We start from the raw sequence: 11,759 nt of genomic DNA, 5'->3' as shown, positions 1-11,759 counted from the left end.
GCCTCAATCAAGCACCATATGCCAATAGCCGAGGCTAAGAGCCCTTGGGTGTGACGACCTAACCGCTGGAATCGCCCAGTCAGAAAAATGAGCCCAGCGTCAGCACCAAATTAGGGCTCTAAGCCCGACAGGCTGCTAGCAGGATGCTTTTGGGTCTGATGGTTCCAAATGTATATTTTGTGATATTTTTTTATTGATTTTAATATCAGATATGATATTAATCGAAGTATGAATGTGGGCAATAAAATACGTATGGCCAGGAAGAAACTTGGGCTTAATATGAAGGAGTTTGCCCGCAGAGTGGGTGTCAGCTACCTTACGATTTACAGGGTCGAAACTGACAAGGTGAGTCCTTCGGTGGCCCTCCTCTCCGAAATCGCTCATCATCTTGGGGAGCCAATTGTCGATTTTTTTAACGAAGACAAGAAGATTACGCTTGTCAAGGCTGGAACAGCCCGCAGTGTGGAATCAGGCAAAATGAGCCTGGAGCTGCTGATCCCCAGAGGCGTTATCAGCAATGACATATCGGTTACCTTAGGCCGGACCGAACCTGGTGAATTCGTCAGTAAACATACCCATAATGGCTTTGAACTGACCTATCTGCTGAAGGGGGAGGCTTTCTTTAAGCATGGGTCTGAAGAATACGATCTGAAGGAAGGCGACTTGATCTATTTTGATGCAAGGGTGGAGCATTCCGTGACGGCACTGAATCGCAACGAGTTTCTTTCAGTCTATTTTCGAAGGTGAGAAAACGCTCATTCTTTGTTAAGGCATGGCTGTCAGACGGCCCCTGTAAATGAAGATTCAGGATATTTGTCTGAAATCCGCCGGAGCGGGATCCCTACTTTGGTTGCGGCCGTTAGACCGACTCAGGAGAACAGATGGAATTGAATGAAGCGCAGCAACGGATGTTGGAGGGGAAACAGGGTCCCGGGGTCCAAAAGGCCATGGAGATTCTCGTCGCCTATGGCGATTGTTACGGCGCCCATCGCATGATCCCGGTCACGAGCGTCCATATGGCAGGCAATTTCCCGGTGCTTATGGACGAGGGAATTGAATGGCTTGAAGATCTGGCCCGTGATGGGACCAAAGTGGCCGTTTTCACCACAAAAAACCCCGAGATGTTTGATTTTGAACAGGCAGAAGAACTCCGCATCCCCACCATTTACCAGATCAGGCAACAACGGATTCATGAGGCCTTGAAGGCCCTTGGACTGACGTTGACCTATTCGTGCCACCACTATCTGGTGGGCAATGTGCCGAGGTTTGGGGATCACATTGCGTGGGCTTCTTCCGGGAGTCAGGTCTTTGCCAACTCCGTAATCGGCGCGCGGTCCAACAGGGATGGAGACCACGTGGCCCTGGCCGCCGCCATCACCGGTGTTATCCCGGAATGGGGGATGCACCTCGATGAAAACAGAAGGGCAGGTATAATCGTTGATGTGGCGCAATTGCCGCTTAAGACGTATGGCCCGGCAGATTATAAGGCGCTGGGGTGGCACCTGGGCAAGCTGGTGGGAAGCCGGATCCCTGCAGTGGTAAACCTGCCAAAGGACATACACATCGAGGGCATAAAGGGTCTTCTCTATACGTTGACGGTTACAGGGGCGACAGGTCTGGTCCATCTGGTCGGAATCACGCCAGAGGCCCCTACCCTGGAGGCCGTCTTTGCCGGTGCTCACTCCGCTTCAGCTGATATTGTGCCTTTCCAAAAAGACGTGGACAAGGCTTTTCTTGAGATATCCAGCAGTTCGGAGGACAAGATAGACATGGTCATATTCGGCTGTCCTCAGTGCAGCATCCAGGAGGTCCAGGAGATTGCGGCCCTGCTCGATGGAAAGGAAGTTCACCCCGACACAAAGCTATGGATTTGCACCTCCAGGTGGGTCAAGACCCTGTGCGAAAGGATGGGTCTCCTTGAAGGAATCAAGGCCTCGGGGGCGCGCCTGTTGTGCGACATGGGTGCGGCCGATGGTCCCCATCTTTACCTGAGAGAGCAGGGCGTTCGGGTGATCGCCATCAATTCCGCCAGGGGGAGCTACTATGCACACAATCTCTTCGGGATGGACACCTGGTTCGGTTCCACCGAGGACTGTATCCGATCCGCCGTTTCCGGGAAGTGGGAGGGGAGGAAATGATGAGATTGAAAGCGAAGCCCGTCATGAAGGGTGTGGCCGAGGGCGAGGCGATTGTGTCCCGGATGCCCATATCCTTTACAGGAGGCATGGATCCCGACACGGGTAATATCAGAGAACCGGGGCATGATTTGGAAGGGCAGTCCGTTGCCGGCAAGATCCTTGTCTTTCCAACAGGCAAAGGCTCCACAACGGGTTCGTGGCAATACTATGCAGCGTTTAAACGGGGGAATGCCCCCAAAGGGATTATTAATGTCAGTGCAGAGGGTGTGGTGGCGGTGAGCGCCATTATCACGTCTACCCCGATGGTTCATGAACTGGAAAAGGATCCCTTGGCGTGTATCGAAACCGGCGACTATGTAAAAATCGATGCAGACAATGGAATTGTGGAAATTGAAAAGAAAACATAATGAAAGGGGGTGTTCAAACCATCATCGACGAGGATATCTCATTGCATAAAGATGCGCTTTCTGGACTCAACACATCTAAGGCCAAGGAGGGTTATTATGAAGAGTAAAAAACTTTTTGTCTTTGCATGCGGCGTTTTCCTGTTACTATTTGGAATAACAGCATCCGTTGCCTCCATAAGTGAGGCGGCATCAGACAAGCCTATCAAACTGAGCTTCAGTACCATGTTTCCCCGCGCTCACCTCCAGGGAGCACTCAATCAATTTTTCTGTGATGAAATCGCAAGACGCACCAACGGACGGGTGGAAATCACCCTGTATCCCGCCGGAACCCTCACGTCTGCGCCCAAGAACTTTGACGGCGTTATTAAAGGTCTCTCAGATATCGGCATGAGTTGCCCTCTGTATGTCGCAGGCCGGTTTCCAGTGAGTGAGATCTTCGAGATGCCATCGGAAATTGACAGCGGTTGGGTAACCGGGAAGGTTTATAACGACCTTTACAATAAGTATAAACTTGAAGAATACAAAGACGTCCATGTCCTTTATCTGCATGGCCCCGGCCGAAACGTGCTTTCAACCCGAACGGTCCCTATCCGTAAGCTTTCAGATATGAAGGGGCTTGTCCTGAGGGCCAGCGGTGGTGCAACCTCAACCATCAAGGCGTTGGGCGCCACGCCGCGGGCCATGTCCATGGGCGAGGCATATGCGGCCTTGTCCAAGGGTGTTGTCGAAGGGCAATTTGCCGTTCCGGAAACCCTCAAGGGCTGGAAGCACGGCGATGTGGTGAAATACGTTACCATCCCCCCGATCTCCACATCCAGCTGCCAGTACGTGGCCATGAACAAGAAGAAATGGAATGCCCTCCCGCCGGACATCCAGAAGATTTTTACGGAAACGAGTGCCGAGTTCTCTGACTACCATGGCTATGTCTGGGAATATTACGACAAGGCGGGTATTGAGTATTTTAAAAGTCTGCCCGAAAGGGAGTTGATTGTCATCCCCGGGGATCAGCGGCCTGAATGGGAAGCGGCCGTCACACCGGTCATTGAGGAGTACATCAAAGACAAGACAGCCAAAGGACTCCCTGCAAAGGAAATGCTGGACTATGTCAACGAACGCATCCAATACTGGACGGCAAAAAAGCCCGGCACGGAGGTTTCGATTAAGTGGGTTGAGGAGAATCTGGTAGAAAAATAGCCTCGAGGGGCATTGTACTACTTGTTTTAATGGGCCTCATTCGTGGGGTGCCTTTCAGTGCACCCCACAAGGGACCCGTCATATGACATGGGCGGCGTAAATGCATTTGCTTGAAAAAATCAACCAATACATAAGTCGTTGGTTCAATGGAATTGCCCTGGCTGCATTGAGCGCGATGCTGTTCCTTGTTGCTGTGGACGTTATCGGGGCCAAGGTTCTTTCACTCCCCGTCTCCGGGGCCATGGACCTGACGTCTCTTTTAGGGCTTCTGATTATAGGGTTTTCCATGACGCAAACCTATATGGAAGGCCGCCATATCACTGTGGACTTCCTGATCATCCGCGCCAACAAACGCCTTCGAAACGTGTTGCGATGTCTGAACGCGGTTCTGTGCATGGTCTTCTTCTTGTTTGTCGTGTGGCGGCTTTTTCTCTATGCCCACGACCTTCAGATGTATGGGGAGAAATCCCTGACCGTAAAGATTCCCCTTTTCCCTTTCGCCTATGCCCTGGGAGTGGCGTTTGTCCCCATGCTCCTGGCCGTTCCCATTCAACTATATCGCAAATGGAAAGGATCTCGGGAGTAAAATGGACCCTGTTACTGTCGGAATCTTAGGCATCCTTGTTCTCCTCTTCCTTTTTGTCATAGAATTTCCCGTGGCATTTGCCATGGGGTTTGTCGGTTTCCTTGGGTTCGGGTATCTGGTGGGTTTCAGCGCAGGCCTCGACATGCTCGCCATCGATATCTTTGAGAATTTCTCTTCCTACAATCTGACCGTAATTCCGATGTTTGTGTTGATGGGGACGCTTGCATTCGAAATCGGGATGAGTTCACGGCTTTTCGAAGCAAGTCATGCCATTTTTGGGAAGATGCGCGGAGGATTGGCCATTGCCGCCATCATGGCCTCCGCTGGTTTTGCCGCTATCTGCGGTTCCACCAACGCGACCGCGGCAGCGATGGGGGCCGTCTCCCTTCCCCACATGAAGCGTTACGATTACGACGATTCCCTGGCAACGGGATGCGTCGCAGCAGCAGGAAGTCTTGGGATCCTTATTCCACCCAGCGCCCTGTTGATTGTCTTCGGCATCATGGCTGAGGAGTCGATTGGGAAGCTTTTTATCGCTGGCGTCCTTCCCGGTCTCCTCCTTGCCCTTCTTTTTATTCTTACCGTAATAATCCTCTGCCATAGGAACCCGAGCCTGGCGCCTGCCGGACCCTCCACGTCCCTCAAGGAAAAACTGGCAGCCGTCTCTGCGGTGGGAGAGGTGCTCATTCTTTTTTGTCTGGTCCTTGGGGGCCTTTTTACCGGATGGTTCAGCCCAACCCAAGCAGGCGGCGTCGGTGCGGCCGGCGTTCTCATCCTCGGTCTGGTGAGAGGGAAGTTGACCTGGAGAGGTTTTGTGAAAGCGGGAAAGGATGCGCTTCTCATCACGTGTATGGTCATGTTTATTGTGACAGGGGCTGCGATCTTCAGTCACTTTTTTGCAGTCACCAAGATTCCCTTCCTCTTGTCTGACTGGGTCTCCCAGCTGAACTTTCCGCCTATGGTCATCATGGGACTTATTGTCCTGCTCCATCTTATCGGCGGTTGTTTTATGGATGGTTTCGGACTCATTGTACTTACCGTACCGATCATGCTGCCCATGATCAGGGCCCTGGGTTTTGATGTGGTCTGGTTCGGGATTATCATTGTCTTGATTGTTGAGATGGGGACCATTACACCGCCGGTCGGGGTGAATGTCTATGTGATTAAAGGCGTGGCCGGTGATGTTCCGCTTGAAACGATTTTCAAGGGGATATTCCCGTTCCTCTTGGCCTTGATCATTGCGGTCATCATCCTGATGGTCTTTCCACAGATTGCAACCTTCCTGCCCGCAATCGCAACCTACTAACCCCTCAGATAAATGAACATAAAGGTGTCTGCGCTTGACTCATGTTCTGCTGTAAAGAAGGATTATGTCCAGACCGCTGAGAAACTGAAAGGAGGTGAGCTTGTATGGATATTCAAATTACCGTCGGCAACGTGGTCCTGGATGCGGTGTTGAATGACACCCCCACGGCCGGGAAGGTGGCGGCGGTCCTGCCTCTGGACCTCCCCTTCAACACCTGGGGAGATGAGATCTATTTTGAAATCCCTGTGGTGGCGGAAGTGGATGAGACCGCCCAGGAGGAGGTGGCCGTGGGCGATCTGGGGTACTGGCCCACGGGCCGTGCCTTCTGCATCTTTTTTGGGCCGACCCCCATGAGCACCGGTGATAAGATCATACCGGCAAGCGCTGTCAATATGATCGGCCGGGTCACGGGCGATGTGACCCGGTTGAAGGGGGTTATGGACGCGGGCCGCATCCTTGTAAAGCCCAAGGGATAGGCAGTCTTGAAACAGAGCGTATTTACCATGGGGTGGTGACAGTGCACGAGGAATTGAAGAAACGGGCGGATGCCATTCGAAAGTGGAACGAGGGGCTGACCACCGGGGTCACCCTCCGCCTGGTGCGGACAGAGGGGCCTCAGAGCAGGGCCATTGAACGGTTTGCCACAGGACTCCACGATCTCGCGCCCAAAATTGTGGTGGAAGAAGCCGCCGGTCTGAATGGCGACCTCCCGGGGATGCTTATCGGTGAATCGTGGGCCTTCCATTTCGTTCCCGAGGGCATGGAATTGGATCCGTTCATGGATCTCCTTTCGGCCATTGACAGGGGGGAGGCGGATATCCGCGACGACATCAGGGGCATACTGAAAAACCATTCCGGCAGGATTCCCCTGACGCTTTACCTGAGCACCCACTGCCCCAACTGTCCCGCTGTGATGCGTCAGATTGGCCCCCTGCCCCTGGTGAATCCGGGCATCCATGTGACGGCCATCGACGGGCTCCTGTTTCCGGACCTGGCCTCAGCGGAGCGGATCCAGAGCGTTCCCACGCTGATCGGAGAAGGGGGCCTCCGATGGACCGGCCAGATCCGGCTGGAGTCCGTGATCGAGGTCCTGGTAGAACGAGGGGAAGCGGGGTATACGAGGGAGATACTGGAAGAAATGATCACGCAGGGGAATGCAGGGCCCCTGGCAGACATGATGATCCGGGCCGGCCGCCTGTTTCCCGCGTTTATGGATCTCCTTACCAGTGATCTGTTTTCCCTTCGTCTGGGCGCCATGGTGGTCATGGAGGACCTGGCCGAACGGGCTCCCGACCTTGCACGGAGCGTACTGGAACCCCTGTGGAAGCGGATGTCCGGTGTGGATGAGGCGGTGCAGGGCGATATCCTCTACCTGATCGGGGTGATCGGGGATCCGACCTGGATCCCGAGGCTTGCCTCCTTCATGGAAAAAGGTCTATCCCCCGACCTGGAAGAAGCGGCCCGGGAAGCACTTGAATCCCTGGGCGGAGACAACGGTCCCTGAGAGGGCGCCCTCTTCCTTTTACTCACACCAAGCGGCACACCAGGAGTCGGATTGGCGCTTCCCCCGGGACTGCACGAATCCGGGTTCCATTCGTCAGCCCGCCTCGGTATTATTCTATGTTCACAACCGTAAACAGGTGGTCGTCGATGGCATCGTGGAAGGCTTGGTGGTTTCTGCCGCCGATCTGAAGAATACTCCTGTCTCGACCGATATCCTTCAGGGAAACCTTTTCCCAGGACTCGGCAAGGCTCATGTTAAGGGCCTTTGCCGCGGCCTCCTTTGCGGTCCATACTCTGACGGCTGCCTGGATTTCACCCAATGGCGATTCCTCCACCAATCTCCTCTCCTGTGTGTTCATATAAATGTCCCGGGATCTGATGACCCTTTCAGAGATTGCTTCCACATCGACCCCTATCCGTACATTCGAGGCGATGGCGACGGCAAATCTGCTGTCGTGGGAAACAGAACAGAAAGACCCGCAATCCTTATCTCCTGCCGGGCAGAAGGGACGTATCCCATCGGGTGAAACAGTGGTAATGGAGGATGCCGGTGTGTTCCGATCGCCGGACAGCTGCCTGGAGATGCTCTTGCAGCAGAGACGCGCCGCAAGATAACTTATTTTCCGTTTTGTGCCCATGTTGTTGAAGCGATGGACTTCTTTATCTGAAAGCGCTCCCCGGGCGAGGCCGTTCACGGTCTTCAGTTCAATAAGCGAAAAAGCCGTACACTGAGTCTGTATGAATTCCAGATTTCGTGCGTCAGCACCTTTGGAGATCCATTTGGGGGGCGTGATCCTCCCGCCGCTTACATCCCTCATCCGTAACCCGAGTATTTCCTCTTTGGGATTGCCGTCTCGATCGTAGATCCAGATATCAAAGGAGGGCGGACGGGTGTGCGGGCACCTGGGCATTATCCTGCAGACGTAGTTTTCTCCGGGGATCGTAGGGCTGTAAATCACCCGCCTGTCAAACCCCACGGGGAATCCCACAATCCCGGAATACCGTTGGCTCCATACCGAGGCCAGGTGAAACGCGGCGTCAAGGGGGAAGGGGGACCCCAAGGGTCCTGAAGCGCCGTCAACGGCCGCGGCCTGAAGATTTCCGACAGCGCCGTTTTCCGATACAAACAGGGGGGGGACGGCATTCTGAAAGGCCGGGCCGAAGGGCACCAGATCGCCATAGAGACGATCTGAAGGGATGTCCACACATACGCCTTCAAGGGCGGAAACAAAATCGAGGGGAAGGGGGAGGGCCTTCCGATGCCTTCCCCCGAACAGGACGGTGACGTGTTCCATCCACCGTGTTATGGCGGCATTGGGTGATCTGCTTCGGGTCACCAGTGTGGAACGTATCCTGCCGTCTTCATGGACCGCGATGTCATTCCAGGCCTCGATCCACCTGCTCCTCCCGGCCGCCCCGGTGCTCAGAAATTTGTCAAACCTGGCATCCGCAATCAGGGACAGGTCCGTCTGCGGCAGATAGTTTTTCGTTGATGCGGCCAAAAGCTGCATGGCCTCCACCGCGGGAAAGACCGCATCGCCCTGAAAACAATGATCCAGGAGATACGCATCGGTTTTTATATGGACAGGGACCCTTGCTTTTTCGACTATTTTGGAAAGGTCTTCCATATTTGCAGGGTTTTTTCGTCGATGGCCACGGGTGTGCCCGAGGCGTTGATGGCGCAGTGTCTGGTAAATCCCTTGCAGACGATGTCAGCGGTGTCGGCATGGGTGATGATATAATTGAATTGAATCCGAACCCTCTCGAGTTTGTCCGGCCGCGTATGTATCCACATGACGTCATCATAGTAAAGGGGCGAGTGATAGATGATCCCCACCTCGATAATGGGATAGACCAGGCCGCCTTCCTCGATTTCACGGTAGCTGCACCCCGAATCCCGCATGAGGGATGCCCTTCCCATTTCAAAGAAGCGCAAATGGTTGGCGTGATACACGCTCTGTGAGCGATCGGTGTCTCCGTACAGGGTCCTGTTCTTACACCTGTGCCAGACCATCCCTTCGGTCCTATCCTTCACAAACCGGTCATCGGTGCTGAAAATTTCGGGAAGAAACGGTTTCGGCCGCATATCATACCCCCCTGAAGACGACACAGCAGTTGGTTCCGCCGAATCCAAAGGCATTGGAAAGAAAGAGCTGATAATCCATTTTCCTGGTCTCATTGGGAACCACATCCACATCCTCGAATTCGGGGTCGGGGATATGGTTGATGGTGGGAAGGATCCGCCCATGATGCATCGCCTCTATACTCAAGGCAGCCTCTATGGCCGCAGCAGCTCCGAGGGTGTGTCCTATCTGAGACTTATTGGACGACACCGGGATCCCCTTGAGATGTTTGCCGAATACGCTCCTCAGGCAATCAATTTCAATGCTGTCGCCCCTTGAGGTGGATGTCCCGTGGGCATTGACATACTGGATATCTCCGGGCTGCAGTGCCGCATCATCGATGGCCCCACGGATGGAGAGCGTAATGGTCTTTTTGTTGGGCCGGATAAAATGGAATGCATCGGAATTCCAACCGATGCCCAGGACCTCGGCCTTCGGCGTCAGTCCGTAGGCATCCATCATTTCCCGGGCGGCGAGAACGAGCACTCCCCCCCCTTCGGAGAGGATAAGCCCTTTTCTGTCTATGCTGAAGGGCCGGGAGGCCTGGGAGGGGTCGTCATAGGCGCGGTCTCCGGGAACCACCTTGAGCGTGGCATTCATGTTCTCGAACCCATGGATAATTTCGGGAAGGATACAGGTTTCCACCCCGCCGGCCAGGACAAAGTCACAGTCACCGTCCCGTATCATTCGTGAGCCCACCCCGATGGCATGGTTCCCTGAGGCACATGCCCCCTGTGGGGAAAAGACCGGGCCTGTGAACCCCAGCAGCATCCCCGCTTTCCCGGACGGGAGATTGGCACAGAGGTTAGGGAGGAGGTAAGGGCTTACCTTCAACGGCCCCTGGTTGAGATAATTATCCATGGCCGTTCGGAATGCGTCGGTTCCGTTGAGCGCGGATCCGATCATACAGGCGGTCCTCGGGGAGGTATCCTTGTCCATCTCGAGACCCGCGTGTTGAAGGGCCTCTTTACAGAGCTCCATGGTCAGAATGACAAACCCGGCGTTCCAGTTATACGCCTCTTTTCGGTTCACGAAATCGAGGGACAACGGGTCCCAGTCGGGAATTTCCCCGACCACATTGCTTAAGGCGTCCACCCGGCATCTCGTGACCCTGCGAAAACCGGCCTCCCCCTTGACGGCCCGATCCCATGTTGCGGAGAATGTCCTGCCGAGGGGGGTTGCTGCGGCATATCCGACCACATATACCCGTCTATTTTTAGGAGGTTTCATGATGTCTGATTATCCGGTTTTCTGAAAAACAACACAGGCGTTGGCCCCGCCAAAGCCGAACGAATTCTTCAACAGGAACTCCTGTTCATGGGTGCGCGACCCCTCAGCCACGCAGTCCAGGGTTATTTCCGGATCCGGCGTATAATTGATGGTGGGGAGGAGGGTGTCGCAATCCATCCCCTTCAGGGCGAAAATCGACTCAATGGCGCTCGATGCGCCCATGCAATGCCCTATCTGGGACTTGTTGGCAGAGACCGGCGGAATGTGCCTGCCAAAAACCGCCCTCAAGGCCTGATACTCCACCTTATCGCCGACCCGCGTGGATGCGGCATGTGCATTGACCGCGTCGATATCAAGGGGTTTGATGCCTGCGTTTGCAATGCTTTGGGAGATACATCGCGCCACGGTCTTCAGATGGGGGGCCACAAAATGGTGGGCATCGGAGGTCATCCCCCATCCGGCGATGGCTGTGGTGTAATCCATGCCGTTCGATTGGGCGAACTCCTGCGTCGAAATAAGGATGCTCCCCGCCCCTTCTGAAATGACAAACCCTCTTCGATCCATGGAAAACGGCCTGCTTGCCCTCTCGGGGGGTTCAGCGATCACACCTGCTTTGGGCCGATACGCGCCGTTCATGGTGGCAAAGCCCGCCACAATCGGTTCCACCAGTGCGAAATCCACGGCCCCGCATATGACGACATCCGCCCTTCCCAGCTCGAGGAGCATGGCCCCGACGATCATGGAGGTGAGACCGGTCGCACAGGCCGTAACGGTGGAAACAATGGGACCGGTCGCATGGGTCAACATGGAGACCTTGCCTCCCACCATGTTGATGCATGAATTGGGATTGGTGGAGGGCCGCGGCATCTTGCCGGATGCCATCATCCGCCTGTCGGCCTCAAGCACCGCATCCTGTCCCCCGACCGCCGAACTGAACGTGACGGCGACCCGGGGAGACAATTCAGGGACGATCTCGATCCCGATCTTGGCCAGAGAGCGATGCACCACCAGCATCCCGTATCTGAAAATAGGGGAGGTCCACTGGGCCAGGCTGGAAGGCGATAAAAAAGGGTAGGGCGAGGCATCGAAGGCTTCCACCTGTCCGGCGATATGGACGGGGAAGTCCTCTCCAAAGGGAAAACGCGTCAGCTTGCCGATGCCGCTTTCCCCCCCCACGCACCGGTCCCATTGCGTCTCCAGATCAACCCCCAATGGGGAAACCGCGTCGTAGCCGATGATGACCGCTCTTTTTGAATTCATTTGAACAGGGTT

12 protein-coding genes are annotated in these 11,759 nt (G+C 54.8%); 8 read left to right on the top strand and 4 right to left on the bottom strand.

Annotated elements, in window-relative coordinates; all coding sequences use genetic code 11:
- Positions 1 to 252: 252 nt before the first annotated feature.
- The 8 genes from K9N21_13265 to K9N21_13230 all read left to right on the top strand — a co-directional run bounded on the left by K9N21_13265 (position 253) and on the right by K9N21_13230 (position 7,135).
- On the top strand, positions 253 to 747 hold the full coding sequence (locus tag K9N21_13265) for a cupin domain-containing protein (GenBank protein MCF8144879.1): 495 nt from the start codon (positions 253 to 255) through the stop codon (positions 745 to 747).
- A 134-nt stretch (positions 748 to 881) separates the two neighbouring features.
- Positions 882 to 2,138: an aconitase X catalytic domain-containing protein gene (locus K9N21_13260; protein MCF8144878.1), complete on the top strand. Its 1,257-nt coding sequence runs from the start codon at positions 882 to 884 to the stop codon at positions 2,136 to 2,138.
- The gene (locus K9N21_13255; protein MCF8144877.1) at positions 2,138 to 2,545 is read left to right on the top strand and encodes a DUF126 domain-containing protein; all 408 of its coding nucleotides are present in this window, start codon (positions 2,138 to 2,140) and stop codon (positions 2,543 to 2,545) included. The genes K9N21_13260 and K9N21_13255 overlap by 1 nt, the downstream gene beginning before the upstream one ends.
- A gap of 96 nt (positions 2,546 to 2,641) precedes the next feature.
- On the top strand, positions 2,642 to 3,739 hold the full coding sequence (locus K9N21_13250) for a TRAP transporter substrate-binding protein (GenBank protein ID MCF8144876.1): 1,098 nt from the start codon (positions 2,642 to 2,644) through the stop codon (positions 3,737 to 3,739).
- A gap of 100 nt (positions 3,740 to 3,839) precedes the next feature.
- A complete protein-coding gene (locus K9N21_13245) occupies positions 3,840 to 4,325 on the top strand; it encodes a TRAP transporter small permease (protein MCF8144875.1) in 486 nt (161 codons plus the stop codon).
- A 1-nt stretch (position 4,326) separates the two neighbouring features.
- Positions 4,327 to 5,631, top strand: a complete 1,305-nt coding sequence (locus K9N21_13240; GenBank protein ID MCF8144874.1) for a TRAP transporter large permease — start codon at positions 4,327 to 4,329, stop codon at positions 5,629 to 5,631.
- A 104-nt stretch (positions 5,632 to 5,735) separates the two neighbouring features.
- The gene (locus K9N21_13235; protein ID MCF8144873.1) at positions 5,736 to 6,107 is read left to right on the top strand and encodes a hypothetical protein; all 372 of its coding nucleotides are present in this window, start codon (positions 5,736 to 5,738) and stop codon (positions 6,105 to 6,107) included.
- 41 nt (positions 6,108 to 6,148) lie between these two features.
- Positions 6,149 to 7,135, top strand: coding sequence for a thioredoxin family protein (locus tag K9N21_13230; protein ID MCF8144872.1), 987 nt, complete (start codon positions 6,149 to 6,151; stop codon positions 7,133 to 7,135).
- A gap of 109 nt (positions 7,136 to 7,244) precedes the next feature.
- On the opposite strand, the gene K9N21_13225 is transcribed toward K9N21_13230, so the two are convergent.
- From K9N21_13225 to K9N21_13210, 4 genes are read right to left on the bottom strand one after another with little or no spacing between them, the layout of a single operon-like run.
- Entirely contained in the window at positions 7,245 to 8,762 is a 1,518-nt protein-coding gene (locus tag K9N21_13225; protein ID MCF8144871.1) for a polyketide synthase dehydratase domain-containing protein, read from the bottom strand.
- Positions 8,741 to 9,220 carry an acyl-CoA thioesterase gene (locus tag K9N21_13220; protein MCF8144870.1) on the bottom strand — a complete coding sequence of 160 codons (480 nt, stop codon included), beginning with the start codon at positions 9,218 to 9,220 and terminating at the stop codon, positions 8,741 to 8,743. Before K9N21_13220 ends, K9N21_13225 begins: the two co-directional genes overlap by 22 nt.
- Before the next feature lies 1 nt (position 9,221).
- The gene (locus K9N21_13215) at positions 9,222 to 10,487 is read right to left on the bottom strand and encodes a beta-ketoacyl-[acyl-carrier-protein] synthase family protein (GenBank protein ID MCF8144869.1); all 1,266 of its coding nucleotides are present in this window, start codon (positions 10,485 to 10,487) and stop codon (positions 9,222 to 9,224) included.
- A gap of 9 nt (positions 10,488 to 10,496) precedes the next feature.
- Positions 10,497 to 11,747 (bottom strand): beta-ketoacyl-[acyl-carrier-protein] synthase family protein, encoded by a 1,251-nt coding sequence (locus tag K9N21_13210; protein MCF8144868.1) that lies wholly within the window; start codon positions 11,745 to 11,747, stop codon positions 10,497 to 10,499.
- Between the last annotated feature and the right edge of the window lie 12 nt (positions 11,748 to 11,759).

It is taken from the genome of Deltaproteobacteria bacterium (genome assembly GCA_021737785.1).
GTDB lineage: Bacteria > Desulfobacterota > DSM-4660 > Desulfatiglandales > Desulfatiglandaceae > AUK324.
This window is presented reverse-complemented; position numbering and strand designations above follow the sequence as displayed.

Coding starts and splice junctions, on each gene's coding strand:
- K9N21_13265 (MCF8144879.1), top strand. CDS start 253: ATGGCCAGGAAGAAACTTGGGCTTAATATGAAGGAGTTTGCCCGCAGA.
- K9N21_13260 (MCF8144878.1), top strand. CDS start 882: ATGGAATTGAATGAAGCGCAGCAACGGATGTTGGAGGGGAAACAGGGT.
- K9N21_13255 (MCF8144877.1), top strand. CDS start 2,138: ATGAGATTGAAAGCGAAGCCCGTCATGAAGGGTGTGGCCGAGGGCGAG.
- K9N21_13250 (MCF8144876.1), top strand. CDS start 2,642: ATGAAGAGTAAAAAACTTTTTGTCTTTGCATGCGGCGTTTTCCTGTTA.
- K9N21_13245 (MCF8144875.1), top strand. CDS start 3,840: ATGCATTTGCTTGAAAAAATCAACCAATACATAAGTCGTTGGTTCAAT.
- K9N21_13240 (MCF8144874.1), top strand. CDS start 4,327: ATGGACCCTGTTACTGTCGGAATCTTAGGCATCCTTGTTCTCCTCTTC.
- K9N21_13235 (MCF8144873.1), top strand. CDS start 5,736: ATGGATATTCAAATTACCGTCGGCAACGTGGTCCTGGATGCGGTGTTG.
- K9N21_13225 (MCF8144871.1), bottom strand. CDS start 8,762: ATGGAAGACCTTTCCAAAATAGTCGAAAAAGCAAGGGTCCCTGTCCAT.
- K9N21_13220 (MCF8144870.1), bottom strand. CDS start 9,220: ATGCGGCCGAAACCGTTTCTTCCCGAAATTTTCAGCACCGATGACCGG.
- K9N21_13215 (MCF8144869.1), bottom strand. CDS start 10,487: ATGAAACCTCCTAAAAATAGACGGGTATATGTGGTCGGATATGCCGCA.
- K9N21_13210 (MCF8144868.1), bottom strand. CDS start 11,747: ATGAATTCAAAAAGAGCGGTCATCATCGGCTACGACGCGGTTTCCCCA.